The sequence below is a fragment of the Paraburkholderia bengalensis genome, from assembly GCF_037126505.1.
Taxonomy (GTDB): domain Bacteria; phylum Pseudomonadota; class Gammaproteobacteria; order Burkholderiales; family Burkholderiaceae; genus Paraburkholderia; species Paraburkholderia bengalensis.
Genome location: NZ_JACFYJ010000002.1, coordinates 197,435 through 220,332 on the forward strand (window position 1 = coordinate 197,435; position 22,898 = coordinate 220,332).

At 63.8% G+C, this 22,898-nt stretch carries 22 protein-coding genes; 15 read left to right on the plus strand and 7 right to left on the minus strand.

All coding sequences use genetic code 11. The annotated features are described in order from the left end of the window. The first annotated feature begins 58 nt into the window (after positions 1-58). Positions 59-2,257 (plus strand): TonB-dependent siderophore receptor, encoded by a 2,199-nt coding sequence (locus H3V53_RS02475; RefSeq protein WP_336596557.1) that lies wholly within the window; start codon positions 59-61, stop codon positions 2,255-2,257. A 97-nt stretch (positions 2,258-2,354) separates the two neighbouring features. Here the strand turns inward: H3V53_RS02475 and H3V53_RS02480 are convergent, their stop codons facing one another. Beyond that, positions 2,355-2,531, minus strand: a complete 177-nt coding sequence (locus tag H3V53_RS02480) for a hypothetical protein (RefSeq protein ID WP_336596558.1) — start codon at positions 2,529-2,531, stop codon at positions 2,355-2,357. 227 nt (positions 2,532-2,758) lie between these two features. Here H3V53_RS02480 and H3V53_RS02485 point away from each other — a divergent pair, with 227 nt between their 5' ends. The 6 genes from H3V53_RS02485 to H3V53_RS02510 all read left to right on the plus strand — a co-directional run bounded on the left by H3V53_RS02485 (position 2,759) and on the right by H3V53_RS02510 (position 9,547). After that, positions 2,759-3,208 carry a DUF2231 domain-containing protein gene (locus H3V53_RS02485; RefSeq protein WP_336596559.1) on the plus strand — a complete coding sequence of 150 codons (450 nt, stop codon included), beginning with the start codon at positions 2,759-2,761 and terminating at the stop codon, positions 3,206-3,208. Positions 3,209-3,248: 40 nt separating this feature from the next. Then, the gene (locus H3V53_RS02490) at positions 3,249-4,520 is read left to right on the plus strand and encodes a PQQ-dependent sugar dehydrogenase (protein WP_419539403.1); all 1,272 of its coding nucleotides are present in this window, start codon (positions 3,249-3,251) and stop codon (positions 4,518-4,520) included. A 289-nt stretch (positions 4,521-4,809) separates the two neighbouring features. Further along, on the plus strand, positions 4,810-6,075 hold the full coding sequence (locus tag H3V53_RS02495; RefSeq protein WP_336596561.1) for an ABC transporter substrate-binding protein: 1,266 nt from the start codon (positions 4,810-4,812) through the stop codon (positions 6,073-6,075). A gap of 129 nt (positions 6,076-6,204) precedes the next feature. Beyond that, the gene (locus tag H3V53_RS02500; RefSeq protein WP_336596562.1) at positions 6,205-7,080 is read left to right on the plus strand and encodes a branched-chain amino acid ABC transporter permease; all 876 of its coding nucleotides are present in this window, start codon (positions 6,205-6,207) and stop codon (positions 7,078-7,080) included. A 14-nt stretch (positions 7,081-7,094) separates the two neighbouring features. Further along, positions 7,095-8,018, plus strand: a complete 924-nt coding sequence (locus H3V53_RS02505; RefSeq protein WP_336596563.1) for a branched-chain amino acid ABC transporter permease — start codon at positions 7,095-7,097, stop codon at positions 8,016-8,018. Continuing rightward, entirely contained in the window at positions 8,015-9,547 is a 1,533-nt protein-coding gene (locus H3V53_RS02510) for an ATP-binding cassette domain-containing protein (RefSeq protein WP_336596564.1), read from the plus strand. Before H3V53_RS02505 ends, H3V53_RS02510 begins: the two co-directional genes overlap by 4 nt. A 13-nt stretch (positions 9,548-9,560) precedes the next feature. Here the strand turns inward: H3V53_RS02510 and H3V53_RS02515 are convergent, their stop codons facing one another. Next, positions 9,561-11,129 carry a methyl-accepting chemotaxis protein gene (locus tag H3V53_RS02515; RefSeq protein WP_336596565.1) on the minus strand — a complete coding sequence of 523 codons (1,569 nt, stop codon included), beginning with the start codon at positions 11,127-11,129 and terminating at the stop codon, positions 9,561-9,563. A 390-nt stretch (positions 11,130-11,519) separates the two neighbouring features. Then, entirely contained in the window at positions 11,520-11,765 is a 246-nt protein-coding gene (locus tag H3V53_RS02520; protein WP_336596566.1) for a hypothetical protein, read from the minus strand. Between the two features lie 251 nt (positions 11,766-12,016). Between H3V53_RS02520 and H3V53_RS02525 the strand changes: the two genes are divergently transcribed. From H3V53_RS02525 to H3V53_RS02535, 3 genes are read left to right on the plus strand one after another with little or no spacing between them, the layout of a single operon-like run. Then, on the plus strand, positions 12,017-12,856 hold the full coding sequence (locus tag H3V53_RS02525; RefSeq protein WP_336596567.1) for a DUF4118 domain-containing protein: 840 nt from the start codon (positions 12,017-12,019) through the stop codon (positions 12,854-12,856). 14 nt (positions 12,857-12,870) lie between these two features. Then, complete coding sequence (locus tag H3V53_RS02530) at positions 12,871-13,761, plus strand: alpha/beta hydrolase (RefSeq protein ID WP_336596568.1); 891 nt, start codon at positions 12,871-12,873, stop codon at positions 13,759-13,761. 2 nt (positions 13,762-13,763) lie between these two features. Beyond that, positions 13,764-14,621 (plus strand): MipA/OmpV family protein, encoded by an 858-nt coding sequence (locus tag H3V53_RS02535; RefSeq protein ID WP_336596604.1) that lies wholly within the window; start codon positions 13,764-13,766, stop codon positions 14,619-14,621. A 103-nt stretch (positions 14,622-14,724) separates the two neighbouring features. On the opposite strand, the gene H3V53_RS02540 is transcribed toward H3V53_RS02535, so the two are convergent. Beyond that, the gene (locus tag H3V53_RS02540) at positions 14,725-15,006 is read right to left on the minus strand and encodes a DUF2059 domain-containing protein (protein WP_336596569.1); all 282 of its coding nucleotides are present in this window, start codon (positions 15,004-15,006) and stop codon (positions 14,725-14,727) included. 641 nt (positions 15,007-15,647) lie between these two features. Here H3V53_RS02540 and H3V53_RS02545 point away from each other — a divergent pair. Further along, complete coding sequence (locus H3V53_RS02545) at positions 15,648-16,466, plus strand: flagellin domain-containing protein (RefSeq protein ID WP_336596570.1); 819 nt, start codon at positions 15,648-15,650, stop codon at positions 16,464-16,466. A gap of 169 nt (positions 16,467-16,635) precedes the next feature. Here the strand turns inward: H3V53_RS02545 and H3V53_RS02550 are convergent, their stop codons facing one another. Then, positions 16,636-17,094, minus strand: coding sequence for a GNAT family N-acetyltransferase (locus tag H3V53_RS02550; protein ID WP_336596571.1), 459 nt, complete (start codon positions 17,092-17,094; stop codon positions 16,636-16,638). A 526-nt stretch (positions 17,095-17,620) separates the two neighbouring features. Between H3V53_RS02550 and H3V53_RS02555 the strand changes: the two genes are divergently transcribed. Continuing rightward, a complete protein-coding gene (locus H3V53_RS02555) occupies positions 17,621-17,977 on the plus strand; it encodes a BON domain-containing protein (protein ID WP_054922422.1) in 357 nt (118 codons plus the stop codon). 287 nt (positions 17,978-18,264) lie between these two features. After that, positions 18,265-18,903, plus strand: a complete 639-nt coding sequence (locus tag H3V53_RS02560; RefSeq protein ID WP_336596572.1) for a VOC family protein — start codon at positions 18,265-18,267, stop codon at positions 18,901-18,903. 69 nt (positions 18,904-18,972) lie between these two features. On the opposite strand, the gene H3V53_RS02565 is transcribed toward H3V53_RS02560, so the two are convergent. Next, a complete protein-coding gene (locus tag H3V53_RS02565; RefSeq protein ID WP_336596573.1) occupies positions 18,973-19,890 on the minus strand; it encodes a LysR family transcriptional regulator in 918 nt (305 codons plus the stop codon). Positions 19,891-19,995: 105 nt separating this feature from the next. On the opposite strand from H3V53_RS02565, the gene H3V53_RS02570 reads away from it, so the two are divergent. Beyond that, positions 19,996-21,267 carry an MFS transporter gene (locus H3V53_RS02570; protein WP_336596574.1) on the plus strand — a complete coding sequence of 424 codons (1,272 nt, stop codon included), beginning with the start codon at positions 19,996-19,998 and terminating at the stop codon, positions 21,265-21,267. 151 nt (positions 21,268-21,418) lie between these two features. On the opposite strand, the gene H3V53_RS02575 is transcribed toward H3V53_RS02570, so the two are convergent. Then, positions 21,419-22,000 (minus strand): hydrolase, encoded by a 582-nt coding sequence (locus H3V53_RS02575; RefSeq protein WP_336596575.1) that lies wholly within the window; start codon positions 21,998-22,000, stop codon positions 21,419-21,421. A gap of 69 nt (positions 22,001-22,069) precedes the next feature. Between H3V53_RS02575 and H3V53_RS02580 the strand changes: the two genes are divergently transcribed. Next, a complete protein-coding gene (locus H3V53_RS02580; protein ID WP_336596576.1) occupies positions 22,070-22,792 on the plus strand; it encodes a TetR/AcrR family transcriptional regulator in 723 nt (240 codons plus the stop codon). The last annotated feature ends 106 nt before the right edge of the window (positions 22,793-22,898 follow it).

The following is a 22,898-nucleotide window of genomic DNA, read 5'->3' on the forward strand; positions in this document are numbered from 1 at the left end:
ACAATGCGCATCGCAAATAACAATGATTCGCATTTACAAAAAATCCGGCAAAAGACCAATGAAATCACGCAAGACACTTTCGACCGTGCTGCGGCCGATCACGATAGCGGTGCTGCTCGCGTTGGCGACCCTGCACGCGGGGGCACAGTCCACCGATGCGCGGCCCGGCGCCTCCGCTGGCGCCCCGGCCGACGTCCAGCAAGAAGGCACGCTGCCCGCCGTCAGCGTGACGGCCCAAACCGACAGCGACGAACCGTACGGGCCGACCCACGCCTATGTCGCCGAATGGAACTCGTCGGCGACCAAATCGGGCACGCCGATTCTCGAGACGCCGCAGTCGGTGTCCGTCATCACGCGCGCGCAGATGGACCAGCAGAACGCGCAGAATCTGAACGCAGTCGTGCGCTACACGTCGGGCGTGACGCCCGAGACGCGCGGCGCTGTCGCGACGCGTTACGACCAGCTCAAAGTGCGCGGTTTCGACGCCGACACCTACTGGAATGGCCTCAAGCTGATCGGCAATAACTGGTACGGCACGCCGCAGCTCGATCCGTACATGATGGATCGCGTCGAAGTGGTGAAGGGGCCGGTGTCGGTGCTGTACGGCCAGGCGGCCGCGGGCGGCCTGCTCGACATGGAAAGCAAGATGCCGACGGTGCAGCCGCTGCACGAAGTCGGCGTCGAATTCGGCAACTACGGCCATGTGCAGGGCAAGTTCGACCTGTCGGGCCCCGTCGCAGGCGACGACCGCTATCTGTTTCGCGTGACGGGCATCGCGCGCACCGAGGACGGCCAGGTGAGCCAGACGAAGAACGAGCGGATCGCATTTGCGCCGACGTTCACGTGGCGACCGGACAGCAAGACGTCGCTGACGCTGTTCGGTCTCTATCAGCATGATCCGCGCAGCACGTCGTACGGCAGTGTGCCGCCGCAAGGCACTGTGCTGTTCAACCCGAACGGCAAGCTGCCCAGCAACTTCTACGACGGCGACCCGAGCTTCGAGAGCTTCAATCGCGTGCAGGAATCGATCGGCTACAAGTTCGAGCGGCGTCTCACCAATGCGTGGTCGTTCCGCTCGAATGCCCGCTTTCTGCATCTCGCGCAGGATTACAAGAGCGTCTACGGCTCCGCGCTCGAAGCCGACCTGCGCACGCTCGACCGCGGCACGGCGGCATCGGCGGATAACCTGAACACCTTTGCGATCGACAATCAGGTGGAAGGCAACTTCAGGACAGGTCCGATCGACCATACGCTGCTGGTCGGCTTCGATTACCAGCACTACGCGAGCAACTTCGACGCGGGCTTCGGCACGGCGCCGTCGCTCGACATCTTCGCGCCCGTCTACAACCAGACCATCACACCGCCCGACCGCTACCATCAGATTCTGAGCGGGACGCAATACGGCGTCTATGCGCAGGATCAGGCGCGTTTCGGCAATGTGATCCTGACGCTCGGCGGGCGCGAGGACTGGGCCAGCAGCGAGACGCGCAACACCACTTTCGATACGTCGTCGAGCCAGTTCGACCGCGCGTTCACGGGGCGCGCGGGACTTACCTATGTGTTCAGCAACGGCATCGCGCCGTATGTCAGCTATACGCAGTCGTTCACGCCGCAGGCGGGCACCGACATCAACGGCAAGGCATTCGATCCCGAGCGCGGCCATCAATATGAAGTCGGTGTGAAGTTCCAGCCGAAAGGCTACGACGCGCTGTTCACGGCGGCGCTATTCAGTCTGACGCGCGAAAACCTGCTGACGACGGATGCGTCGAATCCGAACTTCCAGTCGCAGGCAGGCGAAGCGAGATCGCGCGGGGTCGAACTCGAAGCCAAGGTCAGCTTGACGAATTCGTTGAACGTCGCCGCGAGCTACACGTATCTGGACACCGTCTACACGAAGGACAACAGTGGTCTCGAAGGCAAGTATCTGGCGGGCATTCCGCAGAATCAGGCTTCATTGTGGGCGTATTACACGATCGACCGCGGTCCGCTGGCGGGACTGTCGATGGGCGCAGGCGGCCGCTACACGGGCACGACCTATAGCAGCGACAACACGTTCAAGGTGCAGAGCTTTTTCCTCGTCGATGCGACGCTGCGCTATGACCTCGGCCGCGCTGCACCGCAGTTGAAGGGCGCCGAGCTTTACGTGAACGCGCAGAACCTGTTCAACAAGGAATACGTTGCCTCCTGCTACTACGGTAGCTGGTGCGCGTTCGGCTATGGACGCCAGGTATTCGCAGGCATGAACTATCACTGGTAAGCCGCGCAACGCAACGTGATGGACGGGCCGGCTGGATGGGCAAGTGTTCGCGCATCGAGCCGGCCTTGGTTTTCCACACGACATGACGCGGCACCGGCTATCTGCTCACGCCGCCTGGCACCGCTGTCGGCAAACGCGCCTTCGACGTCATGCCCGACGGCTCGATGGCCGAGACGATGCCGCTCCTGCCTACGCTCATGCTGTCGTTGCCTGCGTGGTGTGCTTTCTTGCACGCGGCGGGGCCGAGCGCGAGAACCGCGACGGCGACTGTCATACACGCAAATCGCATCATTTGTCGACTCCCATCATGCGCATTGGCCAACTGACTGGTCAGCAGAAGCCATGCCCACCGCGCAGAGCCGTCACGCGATGCGCCGCTGTATCGATGTCAGCTTGTTGAATGATGCGGGCACGTGCGATGCAGAGACACGGACGAACGGACCGTGTCGATTCGAAGCTTCAGGCGGCCGTTGCACCTCAATCCTGCAGAGGAGCATGTCGATGAGTTCGAGTTCCCCTTACCCTTACTATCGGTCGCGATTCGCCACCACCGTCTTCGATCTGTTCAATCCCATTCCGTACGGCCTGTTCGTCGGCACGCTCATTTTCGACATTACCTATGCGAACACGGGCAATGTGTTCTGGGGAAAGGCCGCTGCATGGCTTGTCACGACGGGGCTGTTCTTCGCGATCATTCCGCGCCTGATCAATCTCTTCCATGTGTGGCTGCCGTCGCGCTACAAGTCGACGCGCCGCGAACGGATCGCCTTCTGGCTGAATCTGATCGGCATCGTGGCGGCGATCGTCAACGCGTTTGTCCACAGTCGCGATGCGTATGCGATGGTGCCGCTGAACGTGATCCTGTCGGCCGTCACGGTGGCGTTGCTGAGCGTCGGGCAGTTCGCGCTCGCCTCCGACAAATTCGTCCTGAGGGAGGCGCCTCGTGAATAGGTCCATCTTGAGCAGCATCCTTGCACTTGCCGTTGCCGCGATGGCGAGCGGCTGCAACGAACATGCGAGATACGATGCCGAGCACCAGGCGGGCGACAATCCGCCGCTGCCGCGCGCCCGCAATTTCTTCGCGCCGCCGATGCAGGTGCCGAAGTACGTCGCGTGGAAGGACGGCCAGACGCCGAAAGTAGCGGACGGGCTGAAGATCGAGAAGATCGCGTCGGGTCTCGTGCATCCGCGCCAGGTGTATGTGCTGCCGAACGGCGACATTCTCGTCGCGGAATCGAACAGCCCGAACGAAGAGGCCGTCACCACGCCGAAGCAGCTGATCGCGGGCCTGATCGAAGAGCGCTCGGGCAAGAAGGCAGACGGCGCGAATCGCATTACGCTGCTGCGCAAGCGCGCCGACGGCAGCGGGCAATGGGACCGTCATGTGTTCATCGACCATCTGCATTCGCCGTTCGGCATGCAGCTGGTCGGCGACACGCTGTATGTCGCCGATACCGACGCGATCCTCAAGTTTCCGTACAAGACGGGCGAGACGCGCATCGCGGGGCCGGGCGTCGAGCTGACCGATCTTCCCGACACGCTCAACCATCACTGGACCAAGGCGCTCCTCGCGAGTCCCGACGGCAAGAAGCTGTATGTCGGCGTCGGCTCGAACAGCAATGTCGGCGAGAACGGGCTGGAAGTCGAATACCGCCGCGCGGACGTGCTCGAAGTGGACATCGCAACGGGCGGCAGCCGCATCTACGCGGCTGGAATCCGTAATCCGACCGGGCTGCAGTGGGAGCCGAAAACGGGACGCTTGTGGGCAATCGCGAACGAGCGCGACGAAATCGGCGCCGACCTCGTGCCTGACTATCTGACGTCCGTGCAGGAGAACGCGTTCTATGGCTGGCCGTATAGCTACTATGGCCAGCATGTCGACAGCCGGGTCAAACCGCAGCGTCCCGATCTCGTCGCGAAGGCGATCAAGCCTGACTATGCGATCGGTTCGCATGTTGCGCCGCTCGGGCTGATGTTCTACACGGGCACCAATCTGCCTCCGCAGTATCGGGGCGGCGCGTTCATCGGCGAGCATGGCAGCTGGGATCGTTCGCCGCTGAGCGGCTATGCCGTCGCATATGTCGCGTTCGAAAACGGCAAGCCCGTCGGCGAACCGAAACCGGTTGTCACGGGCTTCACTTCCGACGATCAGAAGCAGCTGCATGGCGCGCCCGTTGGGTTGGCGCAGGATCGCGACGGCGCGCTCGTCATCGCGGACGACGTCGGCAATGCCATCTGGCGCGTGACGAAGGCGGGCAGCTAGATCGACGACCGAACGCTCGAAATAACGCTCGAAGAAAGCTCGCGCGCAAACGAAGTGCCTGCCCGCATGCGTGATTTCCCCAGCGCAGCGCAAACCGGGCGTGAGCGCAATCCGCCACGCATCCGCCGCGCGTTTTGCCGCTTTGCATCATGCAAACCGCGACGTTCCCGTAATCGTAAGTACCGATGTAGTGCCTGAAAACAGGTGATATTGTTGTGCGCGCACCCTTCAGATCTGCAATGTAGCGGGCAGATGTCGCTCAACGATCGTACAGAATCGGAGATGCATCATGTCGGATAGCAGAACGTGGCGGACCCTGTCTCGCGTCGTCGCGGCAGGCACGGTGGCAACAGGGCTCGGCTTCGCGGCTGGGGCCCATGCGGCAGGGGAGCCGATCAAGATCGGCGTCATCAGCGAGGAGTCCGCGGTCGCGGGCGCATCCATTAGCAAGGCCGCGCAACTCGCCGCGGACGAAATCAACGCCAACGGCGGCGTGGACGGCCGGCCCATCCAGATCATCGCGTATGACGACCACTCGTCGGCCTCGGACGGTGTGCGCGCGTTTCAGCGCGCCGCGAACCAGGACAAGGTGGTCGCCGTGATCGGCAGCTATATCAGCGAAGTGGCGCTCGCGATGGAGCCGTGGTCGGGACGTCTGAAGATGCCGTTCATCACGCCCGGCGCGGCGAGCAACGACATTTCGAAGCACGTCCACGACGACTACGATCACTACAAGTACACCTTCCACGGCTGGATGACGTCGGCATTCATCGCGCAGTCGATCTGCGACTTCTCGCACGATATTCTCGTCGGCCAGTTCAAAATGAAGACGACCGTCGTGATGAGCGAGGACGCCGCGTGGACCAAGCCGCTCGACGAACGCTATCTGGAATGCCTGCCGAAAGCGGGTCTTCAGGTGCTCGACCACATCCGCTTCAATCCCGATACGACCGACTTCACGCCGATCTTCAACCAGATCGAGGCGAAGCATCCGGATACGATCACGACGGGCATCAGCCACGTCGGCGTGCAGCCGACCGTGCAATGGCACGCGCAGCAGGTGCCGATTCCGCTCACGGGCCAAAGCTCGCAGGCCACCACGACGAGCTTCTGGAAGGACACGAACGGCGCAACGGAAGGCGTGATCACGGCATCGGCCGCGGCGCCGGGCATCGCGGTGACGCAAAAAACCGTGCCCTTCACGGAGGCGTACCAGAAGAAGTTCGGCGTATCGCCAGCGTACTGCGGCTTCACGAGCTATGACCTCGTCTACATCCTCGCCGATGCGATCAGGCGCAACAAAGGCTCGACCGATCCCGACCAGATGGTCGACGCGCTCGAAAAGACGGACTACGTGGGCACGATCGGACGCTGGCAGTTCTACGGCAAGAACGACACGTTCACGCATGCGCTGAAGTACGGGCAGGGCTATATCACGGGCATCAACCTGCAATGGCAGGACGGCAAGCAGGTGGCGATCTGGCCGAAGTCCGTGGCGAACGGCAAGGTCAAGTTCCCGGCCTTCGTGAAGGTGCAGCAGGCGGCCGCGAACTAGCCGCGCAACCGATGCCCCGTGCTCCCGTGCGGTTAGCCGCGAGCACGGATCACGACTGGGCGGACACGCGCTTGAAGAAGGTCCGCGCAGTCTTTGCATCGACGTTCCATTCGACATGAAGGGCCGTGCATGCTGCCACTGCAGATACTCGTCGATGGCTTTGCGATCAGCTCGCTCTACGCATTGGGCGCGATCGGCTTCACGCTGATTTTCGGCGTGTCCGGCATTCTGAATCTCGCGCACGGCGGCGTGATGCTGGTGGCGGCGCTGCTCGGCTGGCTGCTCGCAGGCGAGGCGGGTCTCGGCACCTGGCTCGGCACGCTGCTGGGCGTGCTCGCGGGCCTCGTGACGGCCTATATCACCTATCTGATGGTGGTGCGGCCAATCCAGCGCTCGTCCGCGATTCCCGGCGAAGAGAAGGAAATCTTCGTGCTCACGGGCACGCTGCTGTGGGGCATCATGATCCAGCAGGGCATGGCCTGGCTTTTCACCGACAACCCCGTGACGATGCGTCCGCTGATCAGCGGCGTCGTGAGCTTCGCGGGCGTGCGCGTGCCGTACAACGAAATCATGATCGCCGTGGTCTGCTGGGCCGTGATCGGCCTGCTGTGGCTGTTCGTGAACCGCACGCGGGCGGGCAAGGCGCTGCTCGCCGCGTCGATGAACCCGCGCGGGCTGACGCTGCTCGGCTTCGAGCTGTCGCATATCTATTTGCTCGCGTGGACCATCTACGGCGTGCTGGCGGGCATCGCGGGCGTGCTGCTCGCATCGTTTCTCGGCGTCAGCACGAACAACACGGGCCAACTCACGGCGAGCGCGTTTTCGATCGTGGTGCTCGGCGGACTCGGCAGCGTGTCCGGCTCGTTGATGGCGGCGTACGTGGTCGGCTATCTGGAGACCATCACTGCCTATCTCGTCGCGCCGACGCTGCGGCCGCTGCCCGCGCTGCTGCTCCTCGTGCTCGTCGTGTACGTCAGGCCGCAGGGCTTTCTTGGCCGGCGATAACGGAGCGCTTCGACATGACCCTTCTTCGCTCGCGTTCCGTCTGGGTTGCCGTCGCGCTCGCCGCGATTGCGGCGACGTTGCCGCTGTGGCTGTCGGGCTACATTCTCGGCGTGCTGACGGTGGCGTTCTATTTCGGCGTGTTCGCGATGTCGTGGGATCTGCTGTTCGGCTTCGCGGGCGAGGTCAACTTCGGTCCGACCTTCCTGATCGGGCTCGGCGCGTACGCAGCCGCTATTCTCGATGCGAAATGGGGCGCGCCCGTGCCCGTTTGCGTGATCGCGGGCGGGCTCGTCGCGCTGGTTGGCGGGCTGCTGCTCGCCGTGCCGGCGCTGCGCTTGCGCGGCCCCTATTTCGGGCTCGTCACGCTGGTTGCCGTGCTGCTGCTGCAGAACGCCATCGTGATTTTCGCGGGCGTGACGGGCGGCGAGATCGGCATGATGGTGCCGGACGTGATGTCGGTCGATGCGGGTCATAACTTCTGGATCGCGCTCGCGTTCCTGATCGTCTGCGCGATTCTGCTGTTCGGCCTGTCGCGCTCGGCGATCGGGCTGATCCTGCAGGCGAGCGGCCAGGACGCCATCGGCGCGCAGGCGCTCGGTTTCAACGTGACGCGGCACAAGCTCGCGGCCTTTTGCATCAGCGCGGTTTTCTCGGGCGTGGCGGGTGCGATGCTGGTGTTCTATCAGGGGACGGCTTCCGTCAGCACGGTGGTCGATCTCGGCGTCGGCGTGCAGATCATCATCGCGGCCGTGCTGGGCGGACGCCGCACGATCCTGGGCGCCGTGCTCGGCTCGATTTTCCTGATCGTGGCGGGCGAGTTTCTGCGTCCGCTCGGGCAGATCAACACGTTCGTCGTCGCGGCTGTCGCGCTTGCCGTGATCCTGTTCTTTCCGGACGGCCTGCTCGGCAATGTGCTGCGCGTGAGGGAGCGCGAATGAACGATACGCCGCTTCTGTCCGTGCACGGACTCACCAAGCGCTTCGGCGGTCTCGTCGCCGTCAAGGACATCGGTTTCGAGATCCGGCCCGGCGAAATTCTCGGTCTGATCGGCCCGAATGGTTCGGGCAAGTCGACGGTGATGAAGCTGATCATGGGCATCGAGCGGCCTAACGCGGGGTCGATCAAGGTGGGCGGCGTCGAGATGGCAGGCTGGGCGCCGCACAAGATCGCGCGGGCTGGCGTGGGCATCGTGTTCCAGCATTCGCGTCCGCTGCATCGGCAGACGGTGCTCGAACACATCAAGCTCGCGCTGCTGCCGGACTCGCTCGTGAAGCTCGCCGCCGAGCCGCATGTCGATCGACGCGCGCGCGAGATCGCCGTTCGCGTCGGCCTGGGCGCGGTGATGCACCGGCATCCCGCGACGCTGCCGTTCGCCGACCTGCGCCGCATGGAAATGGCCAAGGCGATTGCGCGCGACCCGAAGGTCGTGCTGGTCGACGAGCCGTTTGCGGGGCTGACGGTGGCGGAGTCGGGGGCTTTTTCCGAGCTGATTCGCGGCTTTCGCGCGGAGGGCCGCGCGGTGCTGCTGGTCGATCACAACGTCAAGAGTCTCGCCGCGCTCGCCGATCGCGTGCTTGCGATGTACCTCGGCGAGCACATCGCCGAAGGCACGGCCGAAGACGTGATGCGCAACGAGACGGTGCGGCGCGTCTACCTGGGCGGCGCGCTGGAAGTGCGCGAGCGCAGTGCCGCCGATGCCGGGGCGAAGCCCGTCATCCTCGATGTGTCCGGCGTGGGCGTGCTGTACGACAAGGCCTGCGCGCTCGATCAGGTCAGCCTGCAGGTGCGCGAAGGCGAATTCGTTTCGGTGGTCGGATTGAACGGCGCGGGCAAGACGACATTGTTCAACGCGATTTCGGGCCTCGTGCGCTACACGGGGACCATCCGCTTTCACGGACAGGACCTGAAGGGCATGAGCGGCGCGGCGATCGCGCGCTCGGGCGTCGTGCAATGCCCGGAAACGCGCGAGCTGTTCGGCGACATGACGGTGCGCGAGAACCTCGACCTGGGCGGCTATCATCTCGCCGACAAGGCGCGCGCGGACCAGCTGGCGTGGCTCTTCGATCTCTTTCCGATTCTCAAGTCGCGCCAGGGCCAGACGGCGCGCACGTTGTCGGGCGGCGAACAGCAGATGCTTGCGATTGCGCGCGCGCTGATGACGCAGCCCAAGCTGCTGATTCTCGACGAACCGACGCTCGGTCTTGCACCCGTGATTCTCGAACAGTTGTCGAAGGCGCTGGACCTGATGCAGAAATCCACGCCGATCACCGTGCTGCTCGGGGAGCAGAACGTGAGGTTCGCGTTGCCGCATGCGGACCGCGTCTACGTGCTCGAACATGCGCGCATCATCTGGGAAGGCAACGCGTCGCGCTTCGAGCGGGAGATGGGGCGCGGCTTTCTCGAAGCCGTGCCGCCGTGCGATCGGCAAGCGGTCGCATCCGGCGACGCGCGGGTTCGAGGCTTGTAGTAGCCGAAAGCGCTCAGGCGAAAGCCAGCGCCCGCTCGACCCGGAACACCGACACAGCGTTCTTCAACGCGCCCGTCTGCTCTTCGAGCGCGAGCGCGGCCGCCGAAGCCTGTTCCACGAGCGCCGCGTTTTGTTGCGTGACCTGGTCCATCTGCGTGATCGCGCGGTTCACCTGCTCGATGCCTTCCGATTGTTCTTCCGATGCAGCCGCGATCTCGCCCATCAGATCGCTGACCCGGTTCACGGAAGTGAGAATCTCGGCCATCACCTGGCTCGCGCGTTCGACCTGCTGTGCGCCCGCTTCGACGCGGCCGAGCGAATCGGTGATGCGCTCCTTGATCTCCTTCGCGGCGCTCGCGCTGCGCTGCGCGAGCGATCGGACTTCGCTCGCCACAACCGCGAAGCCGCGGCCTTCGTCGCCGGCGCGGGCCGCTTCGACGGCCGCGTTCAGCGAAAGAATGTTGGTCTGAAACGCGATGCCTTCGATCACGTTGGTGATGTCGGCGATCTTGCCCGACAGGTCGGAGAGCCCCTGCATCGTCGCCACGACTTCCTTCGCGGCGCGATTGCCTTGCTCCGTGATCTGCGCCGTGCTCATCACGAGCTGCGTGGCCTGTTTGGCGTTGTCGGCGTTCTGGCGCACCGTGTTCGTGAGCTGCTCCATCGACGACGCCGTCTCCTGCAATGCGGCCGCCTGCTCTTCCGTGCGCTGCGACAGATCGGTGTTGCCGCTTGCCATCTGATGCACGCCCGTCGCGATGGTGTCGGTGCCGCCCGACACGGCATGCACGATGCCCGCGAGGCTGCCCTTCATTGCCTTCATCGACTCGAACAGCTTGCCGATCTCGTTGGTGGACTCGTGATGGATCGCGACCGTCAGGTCGCCGCGCGCGACGTGCTCGAGCACGCGCATGGCTTCCTTGAGCGGCAGCACGACGGCGCGATTGAGCGCGTGATAGACCAGCAGGATCAGGACGGCCGACAGCGCGAGCATGCCGATCGCGATGCCCGACAACAGCGATTTTGCGTGCGCTTTCTGGTCTTCGAGTTGCGCCGACTCGTCGCCGGCCACTGCGAAGAACGCGTCGGCCGACTTGCCGAACGCGGCGCTCGTCTGCGTCATCGGACCTTCGTTGGTGGCCGCGTAGGCCTTGACGTCGCCTGAGGCGATCGCGGCAAACAGCTGGTCGATGGCGCTGGCGTGCGCATGGAAAGTGTCGGATACGCGCTTTGCCGCGTCCTGCTGGGCAGAGGTTTCCTTCGGGATGCCTTCGAACGCGGTGAAGGCCTTCTTCGCGAGGTTGTAGTAGCCCGTCGCCGCCGCGACGGCAGCATCCTTGTCGGCGGGGTTCGACGACAGCGCGATGAAGGCGCGGCTAAGCGCGCTGCGCGCTTTCAGGTTGTTGATGTAGACGTCCTTCAGGTCCACGGTTTCCGTGTTGAGCGTGCTGATCTCTTCCGACAGCGCGTTATTGCGCGTCAGCGAATAGATGCCCAGCAACGCGGTGACCAGGACAAGCATGCCAAACAGTGCGAGAACCGCGATAAAGCCCGTTCGTACGGGCAAGTTTTTGAGTTGCATGGTTTTCGTTTTCTATTTTCTAAAGAGAGCTGCGATGTCGTGGCCTGCGGCCGGGGCGCGAGAGTGACGGCCGCAGGACGTTGCTGCGGCTGTGTTAACGGTCATGTAGATGAGAACTTGACAGTCGCCGGGCGCAAGTCAGCCGACCGCGACGGCGTTATTGCCGGGAGGGTGGGTGCGGAGCGAAGGGCGCGCAGTATCGGCTGACCGGGCAGCGCGATGCGTCGTATGGTTTGTTTTCTTGCCATCCGACGCAGGTCGGATCGGGTCTGTCGGGCAAGACCGACAGGGCACGGTTCTTGTATTTGGCGCGCCATCCAGCGGGCGTCGGCCGCAAGCGCCGATGGGGCGGTGGGGGGCACGTGCCGGGCACGCGCAGCCGGAAAGCGTTCAGCCCATCGCGCCGATGCCCGAATCCGCGTCGTCTTCCACGTCGGGATCGCCGCCCAGCGAGCGGATGCAGTCGTCGAGGAATTCCATCGTGACGGCTTCGTATTCGACGCTGCCCGGCGTGCAGTCTTCCGGGTTCAGTTTTCCGCGCGCCCGGCGGATGGCGCGGACGCTGCCTTCGACGGCTTGCGCGACCGCCCACATCGGATCGTCCGGGGCCAGCTTGTGACGTTCGTTCTCGTTCATGCAAGCGTTATCGGCGACCGCGCGTGAACCTTGAGATGCAAATTTCGCGCAAACGTTAGCGTACGTAAGATATGCGCGTCAGTGTCTCATCCGCGCCAAAACACAGAAAAGTCCTAACTATTACTAGGAATTACATGTGCTATCGTGCGGGCCGTTTGCGCGGTTTTGCCATTGATCCAGGCATGATCCGTCACCCTCTGGCCGTGTGGCCCTTTTGAAGCCGTCCGGTCGTCCGGCAAAAACAAAAAATCATGGAAGTCCAAAATGCCCGTCGCTGGGCGCCTCGCGGGCCGCGGCGATGGATTGCCGCAGTGGCCGCCGTATGCATCGCGAGCGGCGTGCGTCTGCTGTTGCACCCGCTGCTCGGTCCCGTGATGCCGGGCACCGCCTTTAGCATCGCAGCCGTGCTGATCGAGTATTACTTCGGCCTCGCGCCCGCGCTGAGCGTCATGCTGGCGGGCCTGTGCATCGCCGATTACCTGTTCGTGCCGCCTTACGCGGCGCTCGGCGTCATCAATCGCTCCGACGTGCTGTTCGTCGTCTCGTATCCCCTCGTCGCGCTCGTGGTGATCACGCTGGTCGAGCGGCTGCGCCGGGCGCAGTTTCGCGCGGAGCTGATCGCATCGGTGGCGCAGTCGCGCTACGAAATGCTGCTGCGCCACGACAACGAACGCATGCTGGCGCGCCGCGCCGTCGATGAAACGCACAGGCTGCTGCGCCATCTCTCGCAGTATCACAAGTCGTTCGTGATGATTCAGGCGCTGGAACGCACGCCCGGGGGCAACGGCCGCACGGCGGCGCGCGCGCACGGCGAGGCGGCGGACGGTCCGTCGGCGGCGTCCCCGCTTTGCGCCATTGCGCCCGGTCCGCGCTTCGACGACGTCGAGCCCGACGACATCCGGCGGCTGTCGAACGCGTTGTGGGCCGGCCCGCACCGCGTGCGTCTGCGCGAGGGCGACGCAACCGCCGCGATGCCGGCAGGCGGCGTGGCGGGCGCGCAAGGCGCGGGGGCAGCGCAGCTGGTCGACTGCGTCTGCGAGCGCTTCACGACACATGCGGGCGATTTTCTCGTGCTGCGTATCGGCGAGTGATGAAAGACCCGCATATGACAATCCCGACCAAAGCGATCTTCAACCAGGGCGACGGACACGCCGTGCTGATGCTGCACGGTCTGTCGAGTTCGCCGCTCGAATTGCGCTATCTCGCGCGCTTTCTCAACGACGAAGGCTTCACGACCAGCGCGCCGATGCTCGACGGCTATAGCGCGGGCTCGCGCGAGCAATCGATGGAACGATGGGTCGACGCCGCCACGGAGCAATTCGACGCGCTCGCGCAGCGCTACGAACGCGTGTCGGTGTGCGGGCTGTCGATCGGCGCGGCGCTGGCGCTCGCGCTTGTGCATCGGCGGCCGCAGGCGCAGGCCCTGGCGCTGCTGTCGCTCACGCTCGCCTACGATGGCTGGGCGATTCCCTGGTATCGCTTCCTGCCCGACTGGGCTTACTACTCGCCGTTGCGCTCGCGATACCGCTATCGCGAGTCGCAGCCGTACGGGCTGCGCAACGAGGCGTTGCGCGCCAAGATCGCGCGCGCGATGGAGCGCGACGACTTCAGCGAAATCGGTCCGTCGACAATCTCGCTTCCCGCGCTCCACGAAGCGAGCCGGCTGGCCGCGAGCGTGCGCTCGCAAGTGCGCGCGATCCGCAACGACTGCCTGATCGTTCATTCGATCGACGACGAAACGTCGAGCCCGCGCAACCCGCGCCTCGTCGCGTCGACAATCGGTTCGACGTTTTTGCGCACCATCTGGCTCGACGATTCGTATCACATGATCACATCCGACAACGAGCGCGAGATCGTCGCGCGAGAGACGGCGCTGTTCCTGCGCGAGAGCGAAACGGCGAGCCGCGACGGCGACGCGGGCGGCAAGCCTGTCGTGTCGAAAGCGCTGGCGCGCCGTCGGCGGCAACTCGCGGCCGTCGGCAAGAGCGGCGCATGACGATGAGGCTGCGTCATGTTGCGGCAGCGCGGCTTGGTGAGGGATTCGCTGCCAGACTCACTGCGGGACTCGCAGTCGTGCTCGCGTTGACGGCCCACGCGCACGGCGCGCAAGCCGCCGATAACATCGAGACTTCCGCTCCCGTCGACACCTCCGCGACGCCGCAGCCGGCCAGCAAATGGAAGATCGCGCTCGGGCCGGGCGTGGTCGTCACGCCGCTGTATCCGGGCGCGCGCGAGCTGCGTGTGTTTCCGTATCCGGCGCTCGACATCTCCTACGACGAGCGTGTCTTTTCTCAAGGCCCCGACGTGCTCGGCCTGAACGTCTTACGCGCCGACGACTATCACGTCGGCGCGGCCCTGAGCTTCGACTTCCAGTCGCGCCACGAAAAGGATGATCCGCATCTGCACGGACTCGGCGACGTGGACGGCGGGCCGAAGCTGAAGCTCTTCGCCGACTACTCGGTGTGGATGTTCACCGGTTCCGTTGCGATGTATCAGGACATCGCCGGACACGGACAGGGCAAGACCGTCGTCAGCGATCTCTATGCGTCGGTGCCCGCGGGCGGATGGCTCTTCTCTGCGGGCCCGGGCTTCACGTGGGCGGACGCGCTGTACACGCGCACCTTCTTCGGCGTTTCAAGCCGGCAAAGCGCCGCGTCCGGACTGCCTGCCTACGACGTCGGCGCGGGCATCCGCGACGTCCATCTGAACGGCTACGTCAGCCACGACTTTTCGAAGCATTGCGTGGCGTCCGTCGCGATGACCTTTGGGCGTCTGCAGCACTATGCGGCTGCGAGCCCTGTCACCGAGCGTAGAAGCGAGCTGAACATGCTCGCCTCCGTCAACTATCGTTTTTGAGCGCAGCGCAATCGCGGGATGCGTCGCGATGAGCGCAGCGTCGCTGCAACCTGGCCGTATCCCGGCGGCGCGCGCCAGGGCGCAGACCAACTGCACGCGGCGACTAGCTACCGAAGAAGATGTCGCAGTAGCTGACGGGCCCCACACAGGTGTCGCTGGATTGGCTGCGGTTGCCGTTGCGATGTGCAAAACCGAACAGGTGATGGCGCGCGTTGCCTTGCGTCGATGCGCCTGCCGCGCCCGAGCCGTCGGCCGTGCCGCCGTAGCTGGTTGCCGCGACGCCTTGCGTGGCCTGTGCGTTCGCAGGGCTGTCCGTCTGCGCGAACGACACGGCGGGGATGGCAAGTGCGGCTGCGATGACGATTGTGCGAGTCAGCGATTTCATGATGTGCTCCTGAGTCCGTTCTGAGTCCGTTTCCTGCTGCGGAGCCTTGCCCGCAGCGCCTTGGAAACCAGTCTAGGCAACCAGACCGGGAAGATTAAGGGCGCTGCGGGAAGAAGACCGTTGAGTGGGGACGCGTGAATCGGCGGGGTATCTGCCCCTTTCTGCTGTCCGATGTGGGTCCGTCGAACTCTTTTTTCGCGCTACGCGCAATCGTGTTACGCCCGCAACATGACTTACCGCATCGAAAGGTTCGGGCCGCCGATGGCAAAAAATCTGTCAGCAAAAGTTATTGCTGTGTCAGCATTAACTACGCGTTACCGATTTTTTCTTTCATCGCGTAATAAGTCTTACGTAATTACTCGTAATAACGATGTTTTTGCGATATGAATCGTAATTGACCAGAATTAAATCGAAAGAAATTGTTTTTAACTGTATTTAACTATAAAAATCATATAGATACGGCGATCCGTTGCTGGCTTCACGCACGCCGTTTTCACCCGCAATCCGGAAATCCATTTCGGATGACAATCTAAATTAATATCTTGAGAGGTCGTAAACCCCCTCAAGCGGCGTAGCGGGGATTTCAAATCATTCGTCATGCCGCCCATGTCGATCTTGATCCAAATTCGAAGGGGGTTCGAATGCTTAACATCAATACGAACATCATGTCGCTGACGGCGCAGAACAACCTGCAAGGCTCGCAAAGCGCGCTCTCGCAGGCAATCAACCGTCTGTCGTCCGGCAAGCGCATCAACACGGCAGCCGACGATGCCGCGGGCCTCGCCATCGCGACGTCGCAAACGGCGTCGATCAACGCGCTGACGCAAGGTGCCGCCAATGCCAACAACGGCATCTCGATGGTGCAAACCACGAACGGGGCGCTCCAATCGATCGTCGACAACCTGCAACGTATCCGCCAGCTGGCTGTGGAAGCAGGCGACGGCTCGCTCGACTCGAACGCACTGGCTAACCTCCAGTCGGAAGTGTCGACGCGTCTGACGGAAATCACGCGCGTTGCACAACAGACGACGTTCAACGGCCAGGCCGTGCTGAACGGCGCCGGCACGGTCAACTTCCAGATCGGTGCGTTCAATGGCCAGGAAATCACCGCTAACTTCGGCACGCAATCGTGGGATTCGAACAGCTTGGGCATCAGCGGCCTGACGGTTGCAACGGCGTCGGGCGCACAAGCCGCGATGAGCCAGATCGACACGGTTCTGACGAGCGTCAATACCTTCCAGGCAACGCTCGGCGCAACGCAGAACACGTTCCAGGCAGCGATTTCGACGACGCAAACGGAAGCCACGAACATGAGCGCCGCCGAATCGCAGATCACCGACGCAGACTTCGCGACGGAAACGGCGAACCTGTCGAAGGCTCAGGTTCTGCAACAAGCGGGTATCTCGGTTCTGGCACAAGCGAACTCGATGCCGCAGCAGGTGCTGAAGCTGCTGCAGTAATCGTTGAAGTGTCGTGCATCCTGATCGGCAGGCCAGGATGCACTTTTGTTGGTTGCGTCCTCGGAGGGGAAGCACGCCATGTCTGGCGATACGCGGTGCGGTCAACCGGCCGCCGTGCGGTTGTTTCCCCCTCTTTTTCGCATGCGCAAAACATCTGGCATGACGTCGTCTATTTTTTCGGCGATACGCGCCGCTTGAGCAGAACCTCGGTCGCCGTTTTGGTGAGGATTTCGAATCCTTGTCGCTGAAACAGCCGTATCGCGGCATTGCCATGTTCGAGAATCACGGAGACGCTGACGCGGGCTGCCTGCGCCTCGTCCAGGATGGCGAGCAGCAGCAGCGTGCCGAAGCCCTTGCGCCGATACCCGGCTTCGATCTTCAGCGCTCTCAAGCGCCAGTCGCCCGGCCGTTTGTCCACGCTGAGAATGCCGATCGGCTCATCGTCGGCGCATACCAGCATCGCGTCTTTCAGGATCAGGTCTTCCCGGCCGAATTGCACGACGTCGTCGATGAGCCCCTGACTGGCGGCCTGTTCGGCCGTCGCCTCCTTCAATATCCGCAGCACGGTGGGATGGTCGGCGGGAACGACGGGGCGAAGTCGCAGCCGCACCGTATTCATGGGCCTCATGGGCGTGTCTCGTTCAAAGAGTGGGACGGTGTATGCGTAATGCACGACCTTGATCGAGAGTAGCCCCCGTCGATCCCGGGAAGGTGCCGATGTGGCCAGATTTGCTGTGCATTTGTCGCGTCCCGCGCGGGTCGGACGCTGTATCGCGAGATCGGCATCCGCTTGGCAAGATCGCGTCCGACACGAACGACGGTTCGTCATATTTTTGCGAGAACATGCGCGGTTGCCGGCGCTGCGCTGCAACTTTGCCGTCAAAGTCGGATACTGAGGATCCTGTTGACCCCGATGGACCTCAAATGGACCCCGAGTGGACCCCGAGTGGACCCCGAGCGGACCCGAGTGGCCGCATGTTTCGCGGGCTGCGTTTGCGTAGGGACGCCGGGTATGAGTCCGGCTGGCGGGCGATGCATCGGCAAGGAACCGGGCGCAAGAGCAGGAGATCGTCGGCGTGCGTTTGCGCGGCGGACCGCGGCGCGTCGTGTTTCCGAAAGGAGTTTCCGTTAGTTCAACAACACTGGAGCAGGCAATGAACGCAATCAAAACACTCAAACTGGCATGCACTGCCTTGATTCTCGTCGTCGTTTCCGTCAACGCATGGCCGCAGGCCAGCGACGCGACTGCCGGAGCGTCGGCAACGCAAACTCCGTCGAAGAAGACCGTCAGGAAGGCAAACCGGGCATTGAGCAGGAAAGTGCTGACTGCGCTGTCGAAGGGCGGCGTCGATACCGTGGGCATCAACGTGCTCGCCAAGGGCGGCGCCGTTACGCTCACTGGAAGCGTCACCGATCCGTCGGAGATCGACAAGGCTGCGTCGATCGCGAAGGGCGTGTCGGGTGTGACGTCCGTGAAGAATTCCTTGACGGTTCGCGAAGGAGGGCAGTAACGCTGCCAGGGCGTTCCGCGCGCCTTGTTTGAGGCATGCGGCGGGAGGGTACGTCGGGACGGCACCGTTTGTGCGGTCCGGCAGTGCCCGTCGTGCCCGCTGCTGATTAAAGCGCCTGTCGGGCGTAATCGCGACAGCATTGCCCCGGGGCGGACGGGCGCGCGCCTTGCAGGGCAGTCGCAGGCGATCAACGCTTCAGATGTGTTGCACAGACTGCATGTGCAGAGTTTCTTAGGTTTGCCGCTCTTCACGCGGCCCGTGGTTCAGACAATCGCGAGGAACTTGACATGAGCAATGAGCAGGCCGGAATCGACATGAAGCTCGAAGTGGTCGTGATTCCCGTATCGGACATCGATCGCGCGAAGCAGTTTTATGCAAGCCTCGGTTGGAGACTCGACGTCGATCTCGCGAAGGACGACCAGTTCCGCGTCGTCCACTTTACGCCGACGGGCTCGGCGTGTTCGGTGCTGTTCGGAAAGGGCGTGACGACGGAAAAGCCGGGCTCGGTGCAAGGGCTGCACCTGATCGTGTCCGACGTGGTCGCGGCGCGCGCGGACCTCGTTGCGCGCGGCGTCGACGTGAGCGAAGTCTTCCACGACATCGGCGGCGTGTTTCACCACGCAGGCGTGGAAGGTCGCGTGAGCGGCCTGCAACCCGAGCGCAGGAGCTACGGTTCATTCGCCTCGTTCAACGACCCCGACGGCAACGGCTGGGTCTTTCAGGAAGTCACGACTCGCCTGCCTGGACGCATCGATTCGCGCGCCACCACCTTCGCTTCGTCGACGGACCTCGCGGGCGCGCTGCGCCGCGCCGCCGCCGCGCATGGCGAGCACGAGAAGCTGACGGGCCAGCACGACGAAAACTGGCCCGACTGGTACGCGGAATTTATCGTCCGCGAACAGGCGGGCGCACCACGGCCGGCCTGAGCTGACGACGCAAGCCGCCGTGTGCAGGTGTCGGCGAAGCATGACAGACGCCTGCGCCCGCCGATCCCTTCAAGCCTCGAGATGCTGCAGACGGGACTTCACGATCCTGGTGAGTTCGGCGAAGGCCGCTTCCTGCGGCGACACATCGCCTGTGCGCAGCACGAGCCACATGGCCGAGCGCGCGCCTTTCTCGCGCAACGACCGATACTGCACCCCGTTCACATCGATGCTGCTCAGCGCCGCCGGCACGAACGCGACGCCGAGCCCTGCCGCGACCAGCCCGACGATGGTCGGCACCTCGCGCGCTTCCTGTGCGATTCGGGGCGAGAACCCTGCCTGCCGGCACAGCGTCATGATGTGCTCGTAGACGCCCGTGCCGCTATCGCGCCGATACATGACGAATTGCTCGCCGGCGAGCGCTTGCACGGAAAGCGCGCCCGTGTGCGCCGTGAGCGGGTGCTGCGGCGGCAACGCGACCATCAGCGGATCTTCGAACAGTGAGCTCGCGCGCAGGCTGGGCGGCAGGTCCGGGCGTTTTTCGCTGCGCACGAAGGCCACTTCGAGACGGCGCTCGAGCATCGCTTTCAACTGCTCGTGGGTGGTCAGTTCCTCCAGCTTCAGATGCACATCAGGGAAGCGCTGCCGGTAAGCGAAGATCAGCTGCGGAATCACCGAGCTGAACGCCGTCGAGCTGGTGAAGCCGACGCGCAGTTCCCCCAGTTCGCCGCGCTGCGCGCGGGCGGCGATGGTACCCGCGCGCTCGGCTTGCGCGAGCAGCGCGCGCGCCTCGGGCAGCAACGCCTTGCCGGCGGGCGTCAGTTCGACATGACGATTGCTTCGCTCGAACAGTTGCGCGCCGAGTTCGTTTTCGAGCGTGCGGATCTGCTGGCTCAGGGGTGGCTGCGCGATGTTCAGGCGCGTTGCGGCGCGGCCGAAGTGGAGCGTTTCGGCGAGCACGACGAAGTAGCGGATGCGGCGTAGGTCCATGATATGAATTATGTATCAATCGCCGCTAAAACAATATTGGACGGCTACGTGGCTTCGGATTGATCATTCGCTGCATAGAGTGCATTCGAATGAGGTTTTGAGATCATGGCAGAGCAAGACTGCGAGGTTTTGCACACATCGGCGCACGCATCGTTGCGTTCTGCGGCGCCGGCGGCTTTCATCCGCGAAGAATTGGTCGCGAAGATCGAACACGGCACGCCTGCGTTCGTGCGCACCAACTGCGCGCTCTTCGCAGCGGGATTCGCAACGTTCGCGCTGCTCTACTGCGTGCAGCCGCTCATGCCGATTTTCTCCAGCGACTTCAAGGTGAGCGCGGCAGGCGCAAGTCTCTCGCTGTCGCTCACCACGGGGCTGCTGTCCGTGTCGATGCTGGTGGCGGGCGTGCTCTCCGAAGCGTGGGGGCGCAAGCCGGTCATGGCGGCGTCGTTGGCGCTCTCCGTCGTGCTCGCGATGATCAGCGCGTTCCTGCCTCACTGGACGACGTTTCTTGTCGCCCGCGCGCTGATGGGCGTGGCGCTCAGCGGGCTGCCTGCCGTCGCGATGGCGTATGTCGGCGAGGAGATGCATCCGGGCTCGCTGGGCCTCGCGATGGGGCTGTATGTGGGTGGCACCGGGCTGGGCGGCATGGCGGGCCGCCTGTTGACGGGCGTGATTACGGATGCCTGGGACTGGCGCGTCGCGATAATGACGATGGGCGTGCTGGGCGTCGTGTGCGTCGTTTTGCTTTGGCGTTTTCTGCCTGCGTCGCGGCACTTCTCGGCGCGCCCGCTTCGCTTCGCGCCGCTCTTTCGCACATACGCGACGCATCTGCGCGACGGCGTGCTGCCCTTGCTGTTCGCGGAAGGCTTCCTGCTGATGGGCGGATTCGTCACTGTCTACAACTACGTCGGCTACCGGCTCATCGCGCCGCCGTATTCGCTGAGTCAGACGGAAATCGGCCTGATCTTCGCGGTGTACCTGTTCGGCATCGTCAGTTCCGCATGGGTCGGCAGCCTGTCGGGCTGGCTCGGCCGCCGCAACCTGCTGCCTGTCACGCTCGCGCTGATGCTCGCGGGGTCCGCGCTCACGCTGGCAAGCCCGTTGTGGGTGATCGTGCTCGGCATCGCCGTGCTGACGGTCGGGTTCTTCGGCACGCATTCCGTCGCGAGCGCATGGGTCGGGGCGCGCGCGCAATCCGGCAAGGCGCAGGCGTCGTCGCTCTATCTGTTTGCGTACTATCTTGGGTCGAGCGTCGTCGGCTCGGTGGGCGGCGTGTTCTGGAAGCTGGACAAATGGCCAGGCGTCGTCGGCATGACCTGCGCGCTGTTCGTCATCGCCATTGCAATCGCGCTGTGGTTGCGGCGATCGTCGCGCTGAGCTACGACGGGCAGCACACGACGGCGCAGGTGCGAACAGTGAGAGATGTGACGTCTGGCCGTTGAGGATGTCGCGAGCCCGAAAGCGCCACGGCGCGCGGTCCCGTTCTCATCGAAGCGAGCCGTGCGCGCCGTGTGCGGGGGTGAGGCGATCAGTCCGCGAGTGCCGCGAGCACATCGGCCGATTGGCGCACGAGGCCGAGCCTCGGGAAGATGTGGTTGAGCGACGCAGCGTGATGCTCGGGCGCGCCGCTGCTCATCGCGTCTTCGACGAGCACCAGCGAGTAGCCGTGCTCATACGCGGCGCGCGCCGTCGACTCGACGCCGATGTTGGTCGAGATGCCGCCGAGCACGATGGTCTCGATACCACGGCGACGCAGCTGCAAGTCGAGTTCCGTGCCGTAAAAGGCGCCCCATTGACGCTTCGTGATCTTGATGTCGCGTTCCTCGACGGCCAGTTCGGCCGGAAACTCCCACCAGTTCGCAGGCAGTCCGCCGGGCGGAAGCGCCGCCGGTTGATCGACGGGCTGCTTCAGCGCATCACCGAAGTCGGCACTCCAGCCGACACGCACCAGCACGACGGGCGCATTCACTTCGCGAAAGCGCTTTGCCAGCGCCGCCGCCGCCGCGACCGCGGCCTCGCCGGAACGAGGCGCTTTGCCAAAACCGAGAATGCCTTGCTGAAGGTCGATCAGAACGAGGGCGATAGTCCTGGGGTCGAGTTTGGGCAGCATGATGGAACTCCGTTGAAAGGGTGAGGGTGCTGGTGTATTGTGAGGCTGGACTCACAAAAGTATATGAGGATGGACTCACAAAAGTCAACGCCGATGGCAGGCGAGGCGAAGGCGCCTCGACGCGCGCGCGGTCACGCGCGGGTCGCAACGCTGCTCGACGCGGCCAGCGCGGAATTCGCCGAAAAAGGGTATGAAGCGACGACAATGACGGCAATCGCCGCGCGCGCGCAGTCGTCAATCGGCTCGCTCTACCAGTTCTTTCCGACCAAGGAGCAGGTCGCGGGGACGCTGCTGGAGCAGTACGTCGGGCAACTCCTCGAAGCGCTCGACCGGCTCGGCAAGGAAGCATCGCGGCTGGGCATATCGACGGTTGCGCAGCGTCTTGCGATGCTGTTCGTCGCGTTTCGCACGACGCATCCCGCGTTCGAGATATTGGCGGATGCGATGGCCCTGACACTGCCAGGCGCAATCGGCGTGCGCCAGAGGTTGCGCAAGAGCATTGCGTCGGTGGTGGCGCCATTTGCGCCGGGACTTTCCGAGGACCAGGTGCTGTTGCACGCGGCCGTCGTTCAGCACCTGATGAAAGCTGCCGTCGCGCTCAGCCGCGACGCGACGATCAAGGAGCCTGACGCGGCGATGTCGGAGCTTCAACGCGTGATCGAGCGGTATCTCGCCGACCTGGCGGGCGGTGAAAGCGGTGCACGCGCGCATCGCAGGACGGATGCGGCGCGCCCTTCGAGCACGACGGCGGGAAGCACCCAGCGCGCGCAGCTTAAGCGCAAGCCGGCGTGAATGCCTGACGAGGCGCGCCCTCGCGGCTTCGCGCGCGGATTGCGGCGGGTCTTAGAATGGTTGTTTGCGTGATTCGTGCAAGCCTGATCGTGCTCATCAAAGGAAC

What these genes read in the sequence shown, in the direction of transcription:
- H3V53_RS02535 (WP_336596604.1), top strand. Translation starts at nt 13,764, where the DNA reads ATGAGGCTGCGTCATGTTGCGGCAGCGCGGCTTGGTGAGGGATTCGCT.
- H3V53_RS02555 (WP_054922422.1), top strand. Translation starts at nt 17,621, where the DNA reads ATGAACGCAATCAAAACACTCAAACTGGCATGCACTGCCTTGATTCTC.
- H3V53_RS02560 (WP_336596572.1), top strand. Translation starts at nt 18,265, where the DNA reads ATGAGCAATGAGCAGGCCGGAATCGACATGAAGCTCGAAGTGGTCGTG.
- H3V53_RS02565 (WP_336596573.1), bottom strand. Translation starts at nt 19,890, where the DNA reads ATGGACCTACGCCGCATCCGCTACTTCGTCGTGCTCGCCGAAACGCTC.
- H3V53_RS02580 (WP_336596576.1), top strand. Translation starts at nt 22,070, where the DNA reads ATGGACTCACAAAAGTCAACGCCGATGGCAGGCGAGGCGAAGGCGCCT.
- H3V53_RS02545 (WP_336596570.1), top strand. Translation starts at nt 15,648, where the DNA reads ATGCTTAACATCAATACGAACATCATGTCGCTGACGGCGCAGAACAAC.
- H3V53_RS02530 (WP_336596568.1), top strand. Translation starts at nt 12,871, where the DNA reads ATGACAATCCCGACCAAAGCGATCTTCAACCAGGGCGACGGACACGCC.
- H3V53_RS02525 (WP_336596567.1), top strand. Translation starts at nt 12,017, where the DNA reads ATGGAAGTCCAAAATGCCCGTCGCTGGGCGCCTCGCGGGCCGCGGCGA.
- H3V53_RS02575 (WP_336596575.1), bottom strand. Translation starts at nt 22,000, where the DNA reads ATGCTGCCCAAACTCGACCCCAGGACTATCGCCCTCGTTCTGATCGAC.
- H3V53_RS02540 (WP_336596569.1), bottom strand. Translation starts at nt 15,006, where the DNA reads ATGAAATCGCTGACTCGCACAATCGTCATCGCAGCCGCACTTGCCATC.
- H3V53_RS02490 (WP_419539403.1), top strand. Translation starts at nt 3,249, where the DNA reads ATGGCGAGCGGCTGCAACGAACATGCGAGATACGATGCCGAGCACCAG.
- H3V53_RS02500 (WP_336596562.1), top strand. Translation starts at nt 6,205, where the DNA reads ATGCTGCCACTGCAGATACTCGTCGATGGCTTTGCGATCAGCTCGCTC.
- H3V53_RS02570 (WP_336596574.1), top strand. Translation starts at nt 19,996, where the DNA reads ATGGCAGAGCAAGACTGCGAGGTTTTGCACACATCGGCGCACGCATCG.
- H3V53_RS02475 (WP_336596557.1), top strand. Translation starts at nt 59, where the DNA reads ATGAAATCACGCAAGACACTTTCGACCGTGCTGCGGCCGATCACGATA.
- H3V53_RS02550 (WP_336596571.1), bottom strand. Translation starts at nt 17,094, where the DNA reads ATGAGGCCCATGAATACGGTGCGGCTGCGACTTCGCCCCGTCGTTCCC.
- H3V53_RS02510 (WP_336596564.1), top strand. Translation starts at nt 8,015, where the DNA reads ATGAACGATACGCCGCTTCTGTCCGTGCACGGACTCACCAAGCGCTTC.
- H3V53_RS02505 (WP_336596563.1), top strand. Translation starts at nt 7,095, where the DNA reads ATGACCCTTCTTCGCTCGCGTTCCGTCTGGGTTGCCGTCGCGCTCGCC.
- H3V53_RS02485 (WP_336596559.1), top strand. Translation starts at nt 2,759, where the DNA reads ATGAGTTCGAGTTCCCCTTACCCTTACTATCGGTCGCGATTCGCCACC.
- H3V53_RS02495 (WP_336596561.1), top strand. Translation starts at nt 4,810, where the DNA reads ATGTCGGATAGCAGAACGTGGCGGACCCTGTCTCGCGTCGTCGCGGCA.
- H3V53_RS02520 (WP_336596566.1), bottom strand. Translation starts at nt 11,765, where the DNA reads ATGAACGAGAACGAACGTCACAAGCTGGCCCCGGACGATCCGATGTGG.
- H3V53_RS02515 (WP_336596565.1), bottom strand. Translation starts at nt 11,129, where the DNA reads ATGCAACTCAAAAACTTGCCCGTACGAACGGGCTTTATCGCGGTTCTC.
- H3V53_RS02480 (WP_336596558.1), bottom strand. Translation starts at nt 2,531, where the DNA reads ATGACAGTCGCCGTCGCGGTTCTCGCGCTCGGCCCCGCCGCGTGCAAG.